Origin of the sequence: Dyella flava, from assembly GCF_016904955.1 — a bacterium.
GTDB lineage: Bacteria > Pseudomonadota > Gammaproteobacteria > Xanthomonadales > Rhodanobacteraceae > Dyella_B > Dyella_B flava.
In genome coordinates, this window is sequence record NZ_JADIKE010000038.1 from 54,214 (window position 1) to 73,969 (window position 19,756).

Annotated in this window: 13 protein-coding genes; 2 read left to right on the top strand and 11 right to left on the bottom strand. The window is 57.2% G+C overall.

The window, feature by feature from the left end; all coding sequences use genetic code 11:
- Positions 1 to 12 precede the first annotated feature (12 nt).
- The 7 genes from ISP19_RS15965 to ISP19_RS15995 all read right to left on the bottom strand — a co-directional run bounded on the left by ISP19_RS15965 (position 13) and on the right by ISP19_RS15995 (position 10,950).
- Positions 13 to 1,782 (bottom strand): ABC transporter ATP-binding protein, encoded by a 1,770-nt coding sequence (locus tag ISP19_RS15965; RefSeq protein ID WP_204683414.1) that lies wholly within the window; start codon positions 1,780 to 1,782, stop codon positions 13 to 15.
- A 27-nt stretch (positions 1,783 to 1,809) separates the two neighbouring features.
- Positions 1,810 to 3,846: a hypothetical protein gene (locus ISP19_RS15970; RefSeq protein WP_239556880.1), complete on the bottom strand. Its 2,037-nt coding sequence runs from the start codon at positions 3,844 to 3,846 to the stop codon at positions 1,810 to 1,812.
- A complete protein-coding gene (locus tag ISP19_RS15975; RefSeq protein ID WP_204683415.1) occupies positions 3,843 to 5,900 on the bottom strand; it encodes a tetratricopeptide repeat protein in 2,058 nt (685 codons plus the stop codon). The genes ISP19_RS15970 and ISP19_RS15975 overlap by 4 nt, the downstream gene beginning before the upstream one ends.
- 124 nt (positions 5,901 to 6,024) lie before the next feature.
- Positions 6,025 to 6,474: a pilin gene (locus tag ISP19_RS15980; RefSeq protein ID WP_204683416.1), complete on the bottom strand. Its 450-nt coding sequence runs from the start codon at positions 6,472 to 6,474 to the stop codon at positions 6,025 to 6,027.
- A gap of 349 nt (positions 6,475 to 6,823) precedes the next feature.
- Positions 6,824 to 7,267, bottom strand: coding sequence for a pilin (locus ISP19_RS15985; RefSeq protein WP_204683417.1), 444 nt, complete (start codon positions 7,265 to 7,267; stop codon positions 6,824 to 6,826).
- 200 nt (positions 7,268 to 7,467) lie between these two features.
- Positions 7,468 to 9,300, bottom strand: coding sequence for a tetratricopeptide repeat protein (locus ISP19_RS15990; protein ID WP_204683418.1), 1,833 nt, complete (start codon positions 9,298 to 9,300; stop codon positions 7,468 to 7,470).
- Between the two features lie 252 nt (positions 9,301 to 9,552).
- Positions 9,553 to 10,950 carry an ArnT family glycosyltransferase gene (locus ISP19_RS15995; protein WP_204683419.1) on the bottom strand — a complete coding sequence of 466 codons (1,398 nt, stop codon included), beginning with the start codon at positions 10,948 to 10,950 and terminating at the stop codon, positions 9,553 to 9,555.
- Between the two features lie 114 nt (positions 10,951 to 11,064).
- Here ISP19_RS15995 and ISP19_RS16000 point away from each other — a divergent pair, with 114 nt between their 5' ends.
- Together ISP19_RS16000 and ISP19_RS16005 are read left to right on the top strand one after the other, a co-directional pair.
- Complete coding sequence (locus ISP19_RS16000) at positions 11,065 to 13,200, top strand: alpha/beta hydrolase family protein (protein WP_204683420.1); 2,136 nt, start codon at positions 11,065 to 11,067, stop codon at positions 13,198 to 13,200.
- Between the two features lie 143 nt (positions 13,201 to 13,343).
- Positions 13,344 to 14,801: an ArnT family glycosyltransferase gene (locus tag ISP19_RS16005; protein ID WP_204683421.1), complete on the top strand. Its 1,458-nt coding sequence runs from the start codon at positions 13,344 to 13,346 to the stop codon at positions 14,799 to 14,801.
- A gap of 37 nt (positions 14,802 to 14,838) precedes the next feature.
- Here ISP19_RS16005 and corA read toward each other — a convergent pair whose 3' ends face one another.
- The 4 genes from corA to ISP19_RS16025 form a co-directional block, all read right to left on the bottom strand.
- On the bottom strand, positions 14,839 to 15,807 hold the full coding sequence (gene corA / locus ISP19_RS16010) for a magnesium/cobalt transporter CorA (RefSeq protein WP_204683422.1): 969 nt from the start codon (positions 15,805 to 15,807) through the stop codon (positions 14,839 to 14,841).
- A 96-nt stretch (positions 15,808 to 15,903) separates the two neighbouring features.
- A complete protein-coding gene (locus ISP19_RS16015; RefSeq protein ID WP_204683423.1) occupies positions 15,904 to 17,118 on the bottom strand; it encodes a lipoprotein N-acyltransferase Lnb domain-containing protein in 1,215 nt (404 codons plus the stop codon).
- A gap of 149 nt (positions 17,119 to 17,267) precedes the next feature.
- Positions 17,268 to 18,107 carry a CorC family transporter gene (locus ISP19_RS16020; protein WP_204683424.1) on the bottom strand — a complete coding sequence of 280 codons (840 nt, stop codon included), beginning with the start codon at positions 18,105 to 18,107 and terminating at the stop codon, positions 17,268 to 17,270.
- Positions 18,108 to 18,228: 121 nt separating this feature from the next.
- Positions 18,229 to 19,752, bottom strand: coding sequence for an efflux transporter outer membrane subunit (locus ISP19_RS16025; RefSeq protein WP_204683425.1), 1,524 nt, complete (start codon positions 19,750 to 19,752; stop codon positions 18,229 to 18,231).
- Between the last annotated feature and the right edge of the window lie 4 nt (positions 19,753 to 19,756).

The following is a 19,756-nucleotide window of genomic DNA, read 5'->3' on the forward strand; positions in this document are numbered from 1 at the left end:
TCGGTGTGACAGCTAGATCAACTCCGAATGATCGCTTTGAGCTGCACTGTTCGTTTCCCCCGAGGGGGTGGGCTCATTGCCGACCACGACCATTTTCTGGCAATGCCGCAGCGATGCTTCTTTATGTGCGATGACAATGATGGTTTTACTGCCAGATAGAGCTCGGATCGCCTCGTTCAGCGCCTCTTCGGTCTGCTCGTCCAGTGCGCTGGTCGCTTCGTCCATGAGCAACACGGAAGGGTCGCGATACAGCGCACGGGCGACGCCGAGGCGTTGGCGCTGTCCTCCGGACAAGCGTATGCCGCGATCGCCGACTTGGGTGTCGTAGGCCTGCGGCAGCTCGTCGACGACGAAGTCGTGGATTTGCGCGGCACGGGCGGCGCGTTCCACGGCGGCCATGTCGATAGCATCGCGGGGTACGCCGAAGGCGATGTTCTCGGCGACGCTGGTGTCCGAGAGGTAGATATGCTGTGGTACATAGCCGATGGTACACCGCCAGTTTGCTGCGTTGTCGGCAGTGATGGGGACGCCGTCCACACTCACCGTGCCTGATTGCGGATGAAGCAGGCCGAGCAGGATATCCATAAGAGTGCTTTTGCCGGCGCCGCTTTTGCCCACGATACCCATGCTGCTGTTGGCGGGGATAACTAGGTTAAATCTATCGAAGATCCATTTATCCGGTGCTGATGGGTAGGCGTAGCGGATGCCCTGCAGGCGGATCTCCTGGTGCAGGGGCATGACGGTGGCTGGCGTTGCGGCGGGTTCCTTAGGCAGGTTCAGGTCCCGAGCGATGGAGTCCAGGGTAGACGACGCAAATCGTATCTTTGCGAGGCCCCGATACATGATCTGAGCCGAAGGCAGCATGCGATAGGCCGCGAAGCCATATAGGCCTAGCGCAGGAAGTACGTGGGCGATGTCGTTGGTTCTCTGCAGTAGCACTAGGGCGATCACAATGAGCCCGGTATAACCCGTGGCCTCAACCAGATATAGGGGCGACTGGGCTAAGGTCTCGTTGGTGGCGAAGTGCCGGGAAAATAGGCGCGATGCACGTTCAAAGTGACCGAGATAGGCCTTGGTGGAGTGAGTGACCTTGACGTCCTTGATGCCGCCCAGAGCTTCGTTGCAGGCTTGGTAGCGGTGCCCATCGGCCGCCTGGCGCTCCAGCCCGATGCTGGTCAGGCGCTTGCGCACCAAACCGTAGATGGTGCCGTACAGCACCCCCAAGGTAGCCATGATGCAGATGGCCGTCAGTGCGTCGTAGCAAAGGATCAGCACTGTCATGGCCAGTAGTACGGCGCCCTGGGCCAGCAGTTGCGACAGGGGTTGCACCAGCTCGAAGAGCAGTTGGTCAACTTCGGAAAGGACGTTCCTAGAAAGAATCGAAGGATTGTGGGTCAGGAAGAACTCGTAAGGCTGCTGGAGGTAGCGTGACAGCAGGCGTGTGCTGACGGAGTGCCGCTCCATGTGCACGAAGCGGTTCAGGGTGTGCAGTGTGATGCTCTTGAACAGGGAAGAAGCAATGACCAGCGCGATGGATGCGAAACCGAGAAGGAAGATGAACTGGCGCGTATCGGTCAGTCCAAGCCGAAGATAGGCGGCCATGAGCACCGGTGTCTCCTGGATGATGGTCGGCCGGCCGAGCACCGAGAGGAAGGGCATAATGGACAGTACGCTGGCGGTCTCCGCCATCGCCATCAGCACGACCAACACGAGCATCCGTATCGCTTTGCGCCGCTCGGCTGGCGTAAATATGCTCCAGATTTTTCTCAGAGTGTCGAACATGTAGGGCGCTGTCGAGAGGAGATTTGATCAGGGCTTGGTAGTGGAAGCGGGCTGACTATGGGCTTCGATCATATCGAGTAGGCTCTTCAATTCCTGATCGAGTCTACCTCCGACATTCATCAGTGCCAGCTGCTGATATCCACACATGGCTTCCGATGTCTGGCCAAGCACTACACGCATACGTATCAGGGTGATCCGGTAAGTCGTTTCACTCGGGTCCGCTTTAACGGCCTTTTCGGCCATGCGCACGCCCAAGTCTCTATCATCAAGTACGTTCCATGCATAGTCGCCATACATGGCAAGTAAACGCGCGCTTGGATTTGGGTGCGATAGCGCTGCCAGATAGGCATCTATCATGTGTTGAGGGGGAAGATCGCAGTCATGATCGCGGGCGCAGTCGGTCAAGGCGCCGAGCGAACTTTCGTCCTGTACGCCCGGAGGGCGGGATTTCAGCTTTTCTATCATGCTGGTCCACCATGCATCCTTCAGTGGTAGGTGCATGCGGGAGTTCATGAAAATAAGCGCTTGTTGCGGAAGAATGGAGGAGTCGGGCAGTGCTGCGGCACGTTCCAGCGGCGCGTAGGCCATGGCTGTAAATGGTGAGCTCGGGTCGTAATGCGAGTAAATGATATAGGTGCGACCCAGTTCGTATTCTGCGCGCGGCGAGCCGGGTGCCCGGGTTGCCAGTGTCTCAGCCAAACTGAGCGGCGAGCTCCACGCGATGGCGGTGATGGCTGTTTCGAAGGTCCACAACAACAACAGTGTAGCCAACGTGGTGCTGCGGGCAAGGATAAAACCCTGCGCTGGCTGTGAGGCCTGGCGCGAGAGGCCCGTGGTTAGCAGAGGTACCACGGCGAGCAAGAGCCCGAAGCTTGCGAAGTAGTTGCGGTGTTCGTAGACCAGTTCCAACGGCAGGATGGTGGCGGTAAGTAGGTGAGCGCCTAAAAACAGTGCTATACCAAGTGATGCCAGCGGACGTCGCTGGCGCAGTACGAGTACCAGCCCGGCCATGGCAACCAGTATCAGGATGCAGGGAAGTGTGGTCCATGGATGCCACAGTCCCGTCGAGATGACGAAATTGTCGTGGTAGAAGGAGAGCGCATGTGGAGTAGGCAATAAGGTCCAGATGATGTAGTCCACCACGATGCGGGCTTCGCTGAGCAGCCGTGTGCTCAAGGTAAAGTTGCGCGTAGCCCAGCTTTCCGGCCTTAGCAGGCTGGGTAGCAGCCATGCAAGGCCGACAATGAGTGGAATAAGCAATCCGATTGTATAGAGGCTGATAAGGCGCCACTCCCGCAAATGAGTATTCTGCGAAGGTGTGATTGGTCTCCTGTAGAAGCCGAATAGAACCCACTCGATCAGAAACGCATAGAGCGGCAACATCACAGCTGTTTCTTTGGCCAGCAGCCCAATGAGAGTGAAAATAGCGAGGCTGGCCGCACAGATGCCAAACCCGCCCCAGTCGGATCGGAATTGACTGGAAAACGGGTTGTTGGATTGGGTCAGCATGAGCTTACGTCCCGCTACATAACCGATCAGGCCCATCAACACAAACAAGTTGGCGAGGCTTTCCATGCGTTGGACGACATAAAGCACGCCAGTAAGGTTGATCGGCAATAGCATCCAGCCGCATGCAATAAGCGCGGCGATCACACCGGTGCGTTGCGTTTCGATGGTAACTGCTCTTTGCGCAAGGGCAATTAGAGCGCGGGCAAGTAGAAAGACCAGCCATCCGTTGAGCAGGTGAATGACCAGATTGGTCAGTTTCATCCAGTACGGATCGAGTCCGGTCAGTAGATAGTTCGCAGCAAAAGTCAGTGATGACAATGGCCGCTTGAATTCGCTTGAGGGCGATGACAGTGCTGCGTTGATCAGTGACGGAAGTGAGGCGTCGGTGGGCTGCACGCCTTTGTTGTCTACGATGTTGGGGTTGTCATCAAAAAAAAAGCTGCCGGAAAGCCCCGGCCAATAAATTGCGGCGGTAAGTGCGAGCCCGAGGATCAGTAGGCTCGCCGGAAACCAGCGATGTTGTACGGTTTGCTTGACGAGTCGGCTGAAGGTCATGGATGGCTGATGGCTTGGCGCGTGGCGTCTCGCTGCAGTGTAACGCGCAGGTGCGCCATCTCGCGGGGCCAGTATTGTTGTCGTTGTAATACCCAGGCGTGCAGGCGCGGCATGCCGAAATCCGGCTGGGCTTCGCGGTCGCGTTCGGCATCGTAGTGATCGAGATGCGCCAGGCCAAGCGCAGGGTAACCCGCGGCCCCGAGCATGGCAGCCTGCTCCAGCGCTGCAGAAGCGCGCACCTGGACATCCAGTGCCTGATTGAAGTCGTTCAGCGCTGTTTGCGCATCGCCCTGGATGAGTGCCAGGCGCCCCTTTAAAAAATAAATGTCCTGTTTACGTCCGGGGGTGGCGGCAAAGTATGGGTTGATGAGTGCGGCATCCAGCAGGTTGCCAAGGGTGTCGTAGGTCAGTTGCGGGCAGGGGCGTGCGGCGACTTGATCCATGGCGCGGTCGAACCAGTTGGCAAGCAAGGTGCCTGGATCGCGGGCTGTACTCAGCGCGAGGCGGGTGACCTGGAGCGCATTCGTATCGATCTGACCTAGCTGGCATTCGGCGTCGAAAAGGGACAATGCCAGCTGTAATTGGTCAGGGTGTTTGGCCAGTAAAGGCTGCAGGGCGGCAATGGCTAGGGACGGGCGACCGCCTGCTAACTCGACGTCGGCGGCATAAGCCTGGGCGCGCGGGGAATCGGGGTTAAGCCTTGCCCACAGCAACGCCTGATCGCGGCTATCGCCCCATAGCTCGGCGCGGGCGTGTGTCATCACGCCAAGGCCTAGCAGGATCAGCGCAGCGAGCGCTGGCTTTGCAAAACTCTGGGTGACGAGGCGTGGCCGAGTACCTTCAACGGTTTGCGGGGCGAGGGGGGACACGTCACACAGCCACAACGCAAGTGGCCAGAACATCAGTATGGCCGGCAAATAATTGCGGTGCTCGAAATACAGTTCGAGGGCGACCGTACTGGATTCGAGCGACTGTCCCACAAAGTAGAACAGTATCGCCGCGGCCCACGCCGGCCAGCGCCGACGCAACCGCCAACTGGTTACGATCAGCACGGCAATGGCACAGAGCGCAGGTAGTGTCGTTATCGGCGCCCAAAGCGACGTGGAAGCTTGAATCTGATCGTTGAACAGTCCGGGCGTAAACGGACGCGGCAGCCACAGCAGGGTGAGGTAATCCATCAACACGCGAGGCTCGGTCAGCAGACGCTGCCCCAAGGTCCAGGGCCGGATGGAGGAAATGCCATGAGTAAATCCGCTCCAGCCCTCATACAGCAGATAGGCGGCAACTACCGCCGCTGGCAGCCACCCAAATAGCAGCATGATGCTGCGATAGGCTACTTGGTCGCGTCGGTAAACGTTTGAAGTGGGCAGTGCCACGCCAGCGGTGGTTGCCGTTCCGGCGTTTCTCAGCAACACGTATTCCACTACCATGGCCTGGGCGGGAAGCAGAATCCCATTGGCTTTGCTGAGCAGGGCAAGCAGTGTGCAGGCGCCTAATCCGGCGATGATCCAAATGAGGCCTTGCGCAATATACCCTTGCCTTATCGTCCGCCGTCCGTGCAGCCACCAAAGCAAGCCGATCAGCGTAAACGTGGTCGGCAGTATCGCTTCCCGTTGCACGATGTAGAGCGTGGTGGATACGAACAGTGGGTGTAGCAGCCAGAATGCGGCGCCCAGCAGGGCAGCCATTTCGATGCGTGTGTCGTTATGCGGTCTCGCATTTTCTTGAGGATGACCGCTAAGGTGACGGCCCAATTGCCGCAGCAATAAGGCGAGCAGTGCACCATTAAGCAGGTGCAGCAGCAGATTGGTTCGTTTGAATGGAAGCGGGCTGGCCGGCCAGTCGTGTGCGTCGAGCAAAAAGCTCAGCAAGGCGAGCGAGCGTCCAGTGGGATCGGCGTGTCCACTGGTTATGTAGCGCCAGAATGTGGCCCAGTGGTTGATCGGCCCCGTTTCGCCCAGGGCAGGCAAGCTGCCGTAATCGTCGAACAGAAAAACGCCGTGCAGTCCTGGCACGTAGAGCAGCCAGGCCGCGAGCAAAAGCAGCCCAAGCAATGGCCAAAACAAAAAAAGGCGTTGACCTAAACGCACGCGATCGTTCAACCGTGATGAGTGGCATAAAAACGAAGGGCCACCATGGGTGGCCCTTCGCATGTGGTACCGACAAAACGAAAATTAATTAATTGCCCGGGCGGCACGAAGTCGGCAGGTATTGCGCCGGTACAGTTGTACTATTGCTGTTGCTGCAGCTCCAGCCAATTGAGCCATTGGTGACGGTGGCGGAAAGGCCAAAAGTATCACTTGAGATAGCCGAATTCGCCTTCGGACCATCGAAACTGGCCACGATAAAGCCGGAGCCGGAGACGGTAACCTGGCCTACATAATTGCCGCTGATGGACGTGTCCGTTGCGAGACCAGCCGAGGCGTTGTTGGTCGGGAAATGTCCGGTGTTCGAATAAAATTCCGCTACGGCGGTCTTGGCGCCATCGGTCAGCACGGCACCTTCACTCACTTGCGAACGGATCAGATAGTTCTGGTACGCCGGAATAGCGATAGCGGCCAGGATCGCGATGATCGCCACCACGATCATCAGTTCGATCAAGGTAAAACCTTTTTGCATGGTCTTCATGGTTGTTCCTCTGTTTTGGTTAGCTAACCGTAGACGCCCCCTGAGCCCCAGCCCCGAGCCCCCTAGGCGGGATCGGACCCATTCATCATGGTCAGGAAAGACCAGGAAGCCGTGAAAGTCGAAGCACTATACATGCCATTTTGTCGTTTGATTAACGCCCTTGAACGCTGCAATACCGCACTCTGTGGGGACCATCACGAAAGGCATCTACCTTTGTCGGGCGTGCCTATTCGAGGTGTAAGGCTGATAAAGCTTGAATAACCGTTCCGCAGACCTTGCGGGTCTGAATGTGACGTTTTTTGTCAGCTTTTGCCTCGCGACGAGGGGCTTGCGTCACATCCAGTGCCTATCAGTCGCGGCAACTACTGGGAAGGTATTCGCCGGAAACCGTCGTGTTGGGTGGACCGCAGGTCCAGGTGATGCTGCCGGTGCTGATAGTCGGCGAAAGCACCAGTAGCTGACCGCTAAGCGCAGTATTGGCCTTGGGCCCGGAAAAAGCGACCGTGACCTGTCCGCCAGAAACATTCACGCTGGATACGTAATCGCCAGATATGGAGCCGGGTGTTGCCAGGCCGGCGGACTGGTTGCTGGGTGGAAAGTGCCCCGTATTGGCTGCGAAATCCCATACCGCTGTTTTGGCCCCGGTCGCCAGGCTAAAACCTTCAGCGACTTGTGCGCGGATCAGATAGTTTTGATAAGCCGGAATCGCAATTGCCGCGAGAATGGCGATGATTGCCACCACGATCATCAGCTCGATTAAGGTAAAGCCTTGTGCAAGTTTTGGCCGAAGCATGTGATGTCCCCCTTGTCTAATCTAGGGCAGAAGCACCCTCCGTACCAAAGTGGCGCGGATGTGAGCCTAAAGACGGGTTTCAGTCCGCGCTGATGCCATGAGCGTGATGGGGTTCGCAGTGTGGGGCTGAGACGACTCACAACTTTCGCTAGAGCATGGCCAGGGCGAGATGTTGGAAACTGGGCGTTTCGAATTCTGTGTTAGTGCCCTGCAGGTGTGCTAAGGCTTTTTGGCGAACTGTCGTGAAGCTGTTGCAGAAAACGTGCAAACCATCGCTGCTGTTGTTCGCGCTGGCTGGGTTCCATTAACGCGATGGCCGTATTTTCCACTTGTATGGCTTCGTCGGTGCTCCCCTGTATCGCCAGCGCTTCTGCTAGGAATAGCTGGGGGTTAGGATCGAGCTTTTCTCGGCTGGCGGCCAGACGCTCCACTCGTTCGGCCACTTCAGCATGGCCTTCCATAAGTTGTAGGGCGCCGATATCAGTGAGGTAGACGCGAACTGAGGTGGGATTGTCATATAGATCCCGCTCATCCTTGATTCTTTGCAGGAAAAAATCGGCGCGCGTAGTGTTGTGTTCGCGCAGCGCAAGGGTGGCTGCATTCAACATACAGTTGGTGCATGGCGTGTTGCTGGCTAACAGTCCATCGATAAGCCGCCAGGCATCGGCGTGATCTCCTGCATCGATATATCCGCTGATGAGTTCGTCCTTGGCGGTAATGGAGTCAGGGTTTTCCTGCAGAGCCCATTGCCATAGATTCACCTGCGTAGACCACAGGGGAATAGTCACCCTGATATTCATAACTGCCAAGACCATCCAGATAGCGAGACCCACGTAGGCTACCAGCGATAGCGTGCGCTGCATGTTTCGAGGCGCGGGAATCTCCGATAACGCCGACGGAAACCATGCGCACGCGATGGCCAGCGCAGTGAGGGCATAGCGCTCGTGGTACAGGCTGGTATCGAAGTTTGCGGCAATGATGTGCAGCACTGGGAAGAGCGCTAATGTCACGCAAAATATCAGTGCTCCGACATACCTGCGGCGTATCGTAAGAACGATACTCGTCGCTACGATGCAAAATCCCAAGGCATCCTGCAGTAGCGACCGGGCGTTAATCTTGAGAAATCGATCGATGTCCACCTGATGGATGGGACCCATGTGCACTGTGGGCCAGAAAAACATGCGCCAATAATGAAGGTAGAGAAAATTTGCTTCCTGCAGACGCCCCCATAGCGGCAATATTTTACCGGCGGTATTCGGGATGAGATTGCCCAGTGCCAAGTGTCTCAGGGCAAGGTATACGATGCCGGCCAGCAACACGCCGATGTAAGTCGCAGCATGTTGCATGAGCAGTTTGCGTAGTTGGGCAAATAAGGATTCGTCCTGCGATACCTCTAGGGTAAGCCAATTCAGCACGATCAGAATGGGGAAGAAGGCAATGGCGGACTCTTTGGCGCACGCCGCAAGGAAAAAGCAGGCGGTTACGCTAGCGGCACGAGGCATTGGGCGTTTGATGCGAATGCCTATAAGCCAGCCCAATAGCATGAATAATGTGGCCGCAAGGTCGAACTGGCAGCCGATCCACACAACGGGTTCCACCAGGACTGGGTGCAAGCCGTAGAGCAGCATGGGCAATACCATGGTACGAACGCGCCTACTTTTTTTAAGTTGTTCCCCGCCAAGTTCCAGAGCTAGTACACCTACCAGCAGGGTGTTGATCAGATGGATCAGCAAGGAAACCATGTGCATGGGGCCGGGTGTGCTGTCGAAAGCGCGCACTTCGGCGGTAAACAAGGCAACCCCTAGCGGGCGAAAATAGGCAGCCCAGTCATTAAATCTATTCAGCAGCAAGTGTACCCAGTCATTGCCATGGCGAAGCCAGCCCATTCGCTGAAAATCGACAATATCATCCCAGACGAATTGCGCATGTCGCACTGGCCAATAGGTCAGTGCAATGATCAATGTGACGACTAGGACGCTGATGCCTGCCAGCCATTTCTTTTCGCGTATGTCGGTGCTGGGTGATACGTTCAAGCGACAATCCCCTTAGTGGACCTGCCAAAATATCCTATCAGGCGACACTGTTGCGAGTAAGCGCTGGGGGCAGGGTCGGCGATGCATCGGGTATTTTGGATTTGCCGAGCGCCGGCCGGGCTGGACTTACGCCAATATTTATTAACCGAGTGGAGATCGTTGTTTGGGCTACACGGAGTGCGGCTAGCTTATGGCGCGCGTCTTACAGGTGGATTGCTCGTCAATCCCATTGGCGCATCCGGAAATGAATTCTTATGCGGTGGCTCGGCGAGAACGTGCGCGTAGGTATGCTACCTTCCCAGATAGCCAATAGGCGGAAAACATGCCAAGCAAGATCTCAGGGCCTCGATAAGGAATGGAGTAACGCGGTTCTGCTTGCAAAATGCTGTAAACCAGCGTGACGAAAAGCAGCATGAGTGCTGTTGCGGTCATTGAAAGTGGGGCCCTGGAACGCATGGCGAGTATGCAGCCCGCCGCGGCAAGCAAAAGCAACAATGGGTTGATGGCGTAGCAAATGGCAGATATCGCACGCCACGTTGGAACAGTGTCATAGGGGGAGTTGCGGGTGCCGTAGACGTAGATACCCCCCTCTCCGATCCGGATGCTCCAACCCCACATCAAAGCTGGCTTCGTTAGATACCAGTGAACATATTTCCATGGATCACCCGCAAGTCGGTGCAGAATCGCCAGAGTGCCTGCAGCCGGGTGGGCATTTATAAGATCGACTTCCTGATTGATCTGGGTCAATACGCCACTGGTTTTTGGATCGCCACTTCGCGCCCAAGTCATATAGGCGTCGTGGTATTCAGGCCATGATCCTTGCACCAGATTCATCCGTGCCCGGGATGTCGAGGATAGGTGTCCACCAGGCAACATGGTGTTTCGGATTGACCAGGGAGCTAGCGTGCACAGCGCAACTGCAACGAAGACGCCTGCGGTCTTTGTGCTCATTTTTCGTTGCATTCGTGCGTAGATGGCAAGACAGATGCCAAAGGGAAGCATGACGGCGTTGGTAAGCGCAGCAAGCGAAAAGCTGATGCCGCTGATGGCTATCGAGCCTGTATTGTTTCGATTTGTTGCTATGCGAAATAGCAGCATGGACATCGCGCAAAGGAATCCGAACAGGGTTTCAGAAAGAATGTAACTGCTCATGGTTACGCTGTGCGGCCAAACTCCCATAAGGAGGCCTGCTGCAACCAGATAGGGCGTGGGCATCCATTCGCGTCCGACACCCATCCATAGGACAACCGTTATTGCGCCAAGCAACGCTTGGAAAATGAGCACGGCGGCATACCAAGTACCCCATGATTTGAACGCCAATAATAGGCCTGCAAGCAAGACCGGGTAACCGGGGTCACGAAAATTGTCCGGTTTGGGTTCGCTGTTGGATGGTAAGTCTAAAGAAAATACCGAATGCCTTAGCAGATTCACGGCATAGTGGTAATACTGAGCGCCATCGCCATGCACATTAGCCAGGTAAACCGGCTGGAAAACAACCGAATGCGTAACATAATAAATGCGTATCCCGAAAGCTAAAGTGCCCAAGGCCAGGATGAAGAGCCACCAATGCCATTTGGGGGGCGAAGGGGGTAAGGCAGCATCGGACAGGCCTTTATTTTCGTCAGCGGTTATGGGGAGCAGGTTGCGCATGTACTATTTGTCCAATAAGGGCGCTGTCGAACGTATCGCACAATCTTAAGCGGTTAGAGTTTGCGCGGGTTGGACCTGTTCGTGGGTTTTGATTTTTGTCAGTTGGGAGTTCTCATGAAAACTCTGTTCATCGCGTTATCGCTGACCTTGGCGACGACATTTGCCGCAGCCGCGGACATCACCACCGGTACGCTGGTGGAAAGCAAAGCTCCGCACGCTTTTGACATAAGCGATCTGGTCATGATGGATCGTGTGAGCGACCCGCAGCTTTCTCCTGATGGCCACTACGCTGCCTTTAGTGTACGCAGCACCGATTACGCCGCCAATAAGGGCGTCAACGCGATCTACGTGAAGGATGTAAGCGCGGCGGGCGTTCAGCCGGTCAAGGTGGTGGCGAAGCAGGCTTCATCGCCGCGCTGGTCGCCGGATGGCCGCAGCCTGTACTACGTGGCACCTGCGGGTAGCGTCGCCCAACTCTGGCGACTGGATTTTCCGGCCGGCAAGCACGGTTTGGACCTGGCCGCGGCCGGTGCGCCAGTGCAGATCAGTCACGGTCCGCTGGATATAGATGACTACAAACTCTCGCCGGATGGCAAGAGTGTGCTGCTGTCCTACGCCGTATTCACCGACTGCAACGACCTGGCCTGCACCAAGGAGCGCCTCGATGGCCGCGCCCAGGACAAATCCACCGGTACGCTTTATAACAAGTTGTTCGTGCGGCACTGGGATACCTGGTCCGACGGTCGCCGCAGCCAGCTCTATCTCGCCCATTTCGGGGCGGACGGCAGCCTGCCGGTCGAGCCGACCCGGCTGAGCCGCGGTATCGACGGCGATATCCCCAGCAAGCCATTCGGCGACGATAGCGAATTCGCCTTTTCGCCCGATGGGAGCACGGTGTACTTCGATGCGCGCATTGCCGGCAACAGCGAGCCGTGGTCGACCAATTTCGACGTGTTCAAAGTGCCAGCGGACGGATCATCTGCGCCGCAAGATCTCACTACGGCAAACAAGGCCTGGGATGCCTATCCCGTGCCTTCGCCGGACGGCAAGACGTTGTACTACCTCGCCATGAAAACGCCCGGCTTTGAGGCCGATCGTTTCGGCATCATGGCAATGGATCTGACCACGGGTACCATCCGTGAGGTGGATCCCTCTTGGGACCGCTCCCCTGGCAGTATGCAGATCAGCGCCGATGGCAAAACTTTGTTCGTAACGGCGGATGATGAGGGGCAACACCCACTGTTTGCCGTGGACGTCGCCAGTGGCAAGGTCGACAAGCTGGTCGATAACGGATCGGTGAGCGCGTATTCCATTGCCGGCAAGCGCATCCTGCTGGCGCGTGATGACCTTAAGCACCCTTCCGATCTCTACACGGCAGCGACTGATGGCAACGATCTGAGGCAAGTCACACATTTCAATGTGGAACGCCTGAAGAACGCGAGGATGGGTGATGTGCAGTTCTTCACCTTTCAGGGCTGGAACAATCAGACCGTGCAGGGCTATGTGGTGAAGCCGGTCGACTATAAGGCTGGCCAAAAGTACCCGGTCGCCTTCATCATTCATGGTGGTCCACAGGGTGCCATGAACAACGACTGGAGCTATCGCTGGAATCCGCAGACCTACGCGGGGCAAGGCTTTGCGGTAGTTACTATCAACTTCCATGGTTCCACTGGCTATGGCCAAGCCTTCACCGATTCCATCTCCGGTGATTGGGGCGGCAAGCCGCTGGAAGATCTAAAGCTTGGCTGGCAGGCCGCGCTGGACAAGTATCACTTCCTCGACGGTGACCATGCCTGCGCACTCGGTGCCAGCTATGGCGGATATATGACCTACTGGATTGCCGGCGTATGGAACAAGCCATGGAGGTGTCTGGTCGATCACGACGGTGTGTTCGATGCCCGCATGATGTATTACGCCACCGACGAGTTATGGTTCGAAGAACATGAAAACGGCGGTCCTCAGTTCGACGTGCCGGAGAATTACGAGAAGTTCAATCCGCTCAACCATGTGAAGGATTGGCGCGTGCCGATGCTGGTCATCCATTCGGGCGATGACTTCCGCATCCCGATTACCCAAGGTCTGGGCGCCTTCACAGCGTTGCAGCGTCAGGGCATTCCCAGTGAACTTCTGACCTTCCCTGATGAGAATCACTGGGTGCTGAAGCCGCATAACAGCGTGTTGTGGCATGAGACCGTGAATGCTTGGCTTAAAAAATGGACTGCGCCAGATGCCGCATCCATCAAGCAATAAGCCCTTTTGTTGTTGATGGCGTCAAGGAGATGGTCGCGGTATGCGGCCATCGTTTTTTTGCTTGTTCGTGGTTGCCGGCGTCAATTAGCTGTTGCCGGCATGGTTATTCATCAAGCGACTGGTGTTTTACGAAAGGTGGAGTCATGGCGCTAGATCAACATGGAAGGCTGGAGCGCATCCTGATAGGGGTGGTATTACTGCAATTTCTGGCTTTGGTTGCCATACCGTTGTGCGCAATTCCGTTGCATGTATCCAGAAACTACAACGAGGGATGGAATGCGTATTTCGCCCAGATTGCGTTGCATGGTGGAGTGCTGTATCCACCCGTCGATGCCATGGTTACAAACAACTATCCGCCCCTGTCGTTCTATTTGGTGGGGGCGGTTGGGAAAGTGGTGGGAGACAATATCGTCGCCGGTCGTTTGCTCGCCGTGTTATCGCTGATAGTTGTCAGCATCAACGTGGGGCGATTCAGTCGTTGGTTAGGTGCTGGCCGGGCATTGTCGGTGCTGGCCTCGGCGCTGTTTCTGTTGGGCGTTTACACCCTAATGCCTGACTATATTGCAATTAACGATCCACAATTTTTGGCCCACGCTTTCGTTACCTCGGGTGCTTTGGTTTTTCTCAAGGCAAGCTCTGGGCGTTTTTGGAAATCGATGTTGTTGTCGGCGGGGCTGATCGTGGTCGGTGGGCTGGTAAAGCACAGCGTGATTTCGTTGCCGCTGGCACTTTGTGCCTGGGCGTTATTTTATGATCGCCGTCGTCTTGGGGTATTTCTTGTCTCAAGTCTTGTGGTGGGGATCACTGCGTGCACCGTGGTTTATATGGCCTGGGGCGAACCAATGGTGCGGGATCTCCTGTTTAATGCCAGACTTGCTAATCTAAGCCGCGCTTTTCCTATCATGGGATACGTTCTGCGTTTTCTGTGGCCTTACGTCGTCATGGTCATCGTGGGGTGGTGGCGGTTGGGGCATCGGGACAAGGCATCATTCGTTGTCTTGTACCTGACATGGTCGATGCTAAACGCATTCTGGATGCTCGCCGGAGCGGGTGTAAACCTGAACGTGCTTTGCGATGTAGCTATTGCGTTGACGCTTGGGGCTGTGCTCTTTGTGAAGGCTCTATCGGGTGATGAGCGACCTGTGCGAATATTTCACGGTCATGCAAAAACGGTGGCATGCTTGTTGATGGTGCTCCCGTGGATGGTCGCAAGCCTTTTTATTTATTTTTCAAGGCCCGATGCCCACAACGTAAATGACCTTGCGGATGTGCATCAGTGGGAGGGGCTCTCGCGAACGCTTTCGCTAACAAAGGGTGAGGTGGCGTGCGAGACCCTGGCGGTTTGCTATTGGGCGCATAAGCCAATGGAGATCGACTTTTTTAATTACGGTGAAAAAGTTTACGCGGGATCGGTATATGCCGATGCGCCTGAGGGCTTCTTGGTCAAGGTTACCCAAAAATCCTACGCTTATGTGGTAATAGAAAAGAACTCTCTGATTTACGGCCGTCTTCCGTCGGTCTTGATGCGTGCTCTGTTTGATAACTACAAGCCAGTGGCGATGGTTGCGGATGAGGAAGTGCTGATGGCGCCCCGCAAGTGATGGATGGTATTTCTTGCGTGTGCACAGCCAGTACGGCTTAGAGCCACTTTGCCCGCTTGAGCGCTATATAGATGGTTGAGACCAGGCAGGCGACCACCACCATGATGGTGGGATAAGCCCAAGGTTTTTCCAATTCGGGCATATGTGTAAAGTTCATGCCATACCAGCTTGTAATCAACGTCGGCGCAGCCAGCATGGCAGCCCAACCAGCAAGCTTTTTCATCACCTCGTTCTGCCCGAATGTGACCAGTGAGAGGTTGACGTTGATGGCAGCGGCGAGCATTTCCCGCATGGCGCTGATGGATTCGTTGACGCGGAAGACGTGGTCATAAACATCGCGAAAGTAGACGCGCAGTTCGTCGGGAATCAGTTCGGGGTGCAGGCGTACGAGTTGGTTGATGACATCCTGCATCGGTGCGACGGCGAGGCGTAGGGACATCAGGTCGCGTTGCATGTCGTAGAGGCGGCGGATGGTATTGCGGTTGAAGGTGTCGGCGAAGATGTCGTTTTCCAGTGTCTGCAGTTCCTCACGGAACTCGCGCACAATGGGGGGCAGATTGTCGACGATGAAGTCGAGCACGCCGTATAGACCGTAACTGGGGCCGTGCGCCAGCAGATCGGGTGTTTTTTCGCAGGTATGCCGTGCCGGGGTGTAGGAGAGCGATGCACCATGTCTAACGGTGATGAGATAGCGCTGTCCGAGGAAGATGTGTGTTTCGCCGAAGGCGATGTGGCCGCTGATCAGTTGTGCGGTTTGCACCACGATAAACAGCGAGTCGCCATAGGTTTCGACTTTGGTGCGCTGGTGCGCCTGTTGGGCATCTTCGATGGCCAGGTCATGCAGATCGAATTCTTCCTGCAATTTGAGCAGCAACGGCTCATCGGGTTCGAGCAGGCCGACCCAGACAAAGGTGTCGGGTTCTTTCAGTATTTCACTGATGTCGTCGATGTTTATATCGCGCAGGCGTGTGCCATTGTTCCGGTAAGCCACACAGTTCACCACCATGGGGCTTTTGGGCCTGCTTGCGGTTGCTGCTAGAGCATCAAAGGTGTCCATGGGGCGATGATGCTACGCGTTAGAAGTGCAGGCAATGTGGATGGATCAAGCAGCTTTGTTTTGCCTTAGCGTCCACGCCAGCGCCAGCCAGCAAGGCAGGGCGAACAGAATCCAGGGTTGGTTTTGCTGCACGACGCCGGGCATCAGGTGCAAGAGCAGGGCGGCCAGCAGGGCGATCAGTTGCAATAGCAGTACGCCGTTGGCGAATCGCGAAGGCGGATTGTCGCGACGTGCGCGCCACAGCGGCCGCAGCAGCGCGTAGGCAAGCGGATTGAAGAGCAGGAGATTGGCGTTGGCCCAGGCTGAGTGATGCGCGGTCAGCGTCCAAAGAAGCAACATCAACAGGCCGGCTGTGCCTGCAAGGAGCAAATATAGGTTACCCAGCAGGGCGTAGACGATGGGTGCGCGGCGCCATGCCAGCACGATCAGTACGGCGAGCAACAAGCCGGCCAAGCCAAGTGGAATGCGTAGATCAGGTGGTGTGGCCGGCGGTACGCTGAGGTGGTTGGGAGCGAGCAGATCTTCGTTCTGCACCAGCGGTTGCATGCCACCGTGGCCATCGGAGACGGTGACATCGCGGAGCGTCATTTGCAGCTCTTCAGGCAGGAAGCTTTCCTGCCAAGCGCTGAGCGGGTGGTCGGCATACGGGCCAAGGCCGAGGTCGAGGATGAGCATCAGCCATGGTTGTGCGCTCATCAAGCGCACGGTCTGCTGGCGATAGGTCATGCCGCCGGGCAGGGTGGTCAGGCGTGCCTTGATGATGCCCCCGAGCGCACGATCCAGCGCATCGCGTACGCGGGTGGTGCAATTGTCGATGTAGTAGTCGTAGTTGTAGACCGCGTTTTCAGGGCGCAGATTCCACAGCAGGAAGTCACGCAACGCGGCAGCTTGATCGGGCGTTAGTGCCAGACGTTGCTTAGTGATCGAGCGTCCGGCCTGCTTGTAGAAGCCTTCTTCATCCGTGGTGACTTCCGCATCGATCAGATAGTGCATGCGACCGCGTGCGAAGTTGAGGAAGAAGTTCTTCTCGTCGAAGTTGAATACGCCGTAGTTGAAGTTCACTTCTTCGCCGCTGACGGTGTCGCGCAGTTCGATCGCGTCGTGGCCGAAGCGTTCCCAATAGATATCGCCGGGGCCGTAGGTGATCAGCGAGACTTCCAGTTCCGCGCCTGACGCATTGCTTATATCGGCCCAGGCAGGCACGCATGCGCCGCACAGGATCAGGGCAAGGGTTAGCAGCAGGCGGCTGGCGAGCGTCATGGGGGAGCCGTTGGAATGGTGAAGTGCGTAGCTTATCGGGAACTGCTTAGAGAGATTTGTTCGTCCGTGTTTAGCGCGAGGCAAGAGCAGCCCCTCACCCCAGCCCTCCCCCGAAGGGGAGAGGGGGCAATAATTGAGGGGCGACGGAATTAGCGGCGGACGACGCGGAACTGCTGCACGCGGCGGTCATCCGCCTGAGTGACATGGAACTCGAAGTTGCCAATGGAGATCTGCTCGCCCACTTCCGGCAGGTGCCCGAATTCGGAGGTGGCCATGCCGCCGATGGTGTCGAATTCCTCATCGGAAAAGGATGCACCGATTTCTTCGTTGAAATCCGCGATCGGGGTGAGCGCATCCACGATCCATTCGCCCTCGGCCTGGGCGTGCATCAGATCGGGTTCTTCCTCGTCGTCGTGCTCGTCATCGATCTCGCCGACGATTTCTTCCAGCACGTCCTCGATGGTGATCAGGCCGGCGACGCCGCCATATTCGTCCACCACCAGCGCCATATGGTTGCGGCTGCGACGAAACTCGGCGAGCAGCACGTTCAGGCGCATGGACTCGGGAATCAGCACGGCCGGGCGCAGGATCGAGCGGATGTCGAAGTCGTGACCGTTGCCGAAGTACTTGAGCAGGTCCTTGGCAAGCAGGATGCCGAGGATGTCGTCCTTGTCTTCGCCATGTACCGGGAAGCGCGAGTGCCCGGATTCGACCACGGCGGCAAGGATGTCCGAGAGGGGCGCGTCGACATCGATCATCACGATCTGTACGCGAGGCACCATCACGTCGTCGACGTTGAGCTCGGTGACTCGCAGCGCGCCTTCCAGCATGGGAAGGGTGTCGGCGCTTAGCAGGCCGTTGGCCTGGGCGGTGCGCAACTCGTCGATCAGTTCTTCGCGGTTGCGGGGCTCGCCGGAAAACAGATGGCCCAGTCGATCCCACCATGATCGGTGGACCGGGCCGCTGGTACTGCCAGGGTCCTCGTTCATTACTCTTGAAAATACTGCCCATAAACGGGCGGGGAACCAGTTTAGCGGAAAAAACGTGACGATTCAGGAACAAGGCGCGGTGGACAGGGGCGGTGCCCCGCCGCACCGCACCGGCACGGCTTTACTGGGAGACCGTGGCAGACTGCCGTTGCGCTGTTGCTCTGGCCGCGTTGTTGCCGGCAGTGGGTGCTGGCATTTCCCGCCAGCCACCACCCAAGGCTTTGTAAAGGTTGACCTGATTGACCGCCTGGTCCAGCTGCAGACTGACCAGTTTCTCCTGGGCGGCGTACAGTGAGCGCTGGGCATCCTGGGTGGCGAGGTAGTCGTCCATGCCCTCCTTGAAGCGCACCTGCGAAATTGCATAGACGCGCTGTGACTCGTCCACAAGTTCTTGCTGGGCCTGCAATTCGGGCTCGATGTGGTCGCGCACGGCCAGGTCATCGGCCACCTCACGGAAGGCTTCCTGCACCGTGCCCTCATAGGCAGCCACGGCTCCGCCGTAGCGGGCCTTGCTGGCGCCGAGTTCACTCTCATTTTTGCCCCAGTCCAGCAGCGGCACGCTGCCGGACAGGCCCGTGCTCCAGGCTGACGAGCCGGCGCGGAACAGGTTGGACAAGCCGCCACTCAGCGTACCCAGCACGGCGGTCAGCGCGATATTGGGGAAGAAGGCGGCGCGGGCGCGTCCGATATCGGCATTGGCGGCGCGCAGACGGTCTTCGGCGGCGACAATGTCCGGGCGGCGGTCCAGCAGCGAGGAAGGCAGGCCGGCGGGTACGTCGGTCAGCAGCGGGGCTTGCCAGGTGTGCGGCGTGTCATAGCTGGAAGGCACCGGCTCGCCGATCAGTACGGCCAGGGCATCCATGTCCTTGGCGATGCGGATCTGCATGTCCTGCACATCCACCTCGGCCGCGTCCACCTGGGTCTGCGAACGGCGCATGTCGAATTCCGATACGCCGCCGTCGTTGTAGGCCTTGTGCATGACGTTGGCGTGGTACTGCTGTGCGCTATCGGTTTGCTGCGCCAACTGCAACAGGGCACGGTCGGCGTTGAGCGAGAGGTAGGCGTTGGCCACTTCGCCGATCAATGCGATACGCGCTGACTGGTAATCGGCTGCGGTGGCCTCGGCCAGCTTGCCCGATTCGTGTGTAATGGATCGTTGGTGGCCAAAGAAATCCAGTTCATAGCTGGTCAGGCCGGCCTGCACCTGGAAGGTATTGAAGGTGGTCGCGGTGTTGCGATTGTTCTGGATCGGCCCCAACAAACCGGCGGCTGGTTGCTGCGACATGGCGGGCAGGCGCTGGCGTCCGCCATAGCCTTGCAGATCGATCTCCGGAAACAGGTTCGCGCGTGTTTCGCCGTAATCAGCGCGTGCTTCGGCCATCTTGGCGGCAGCGACGCGCAAGTCGCGATTGTTGTTCAGTGCAATGTTGATCAGACTTTGCAGCACCGGGTCGCGGAAGAACGCGTGCCAATCCGTCTCGGCCGCATCGATCGGCGCGGCACCCAATACAGGAGTCGCTGATGTGCCTGTGCTCGATGGATAGCTGTTCGGCACGGGCAACGCCGGTCGCTGATACGTCGGCTCCATTGAGCACCCGGCCAGCACGCAACCGGCGAAGGCAGCGGAAAAGAGCAGTGGTTTCATGACG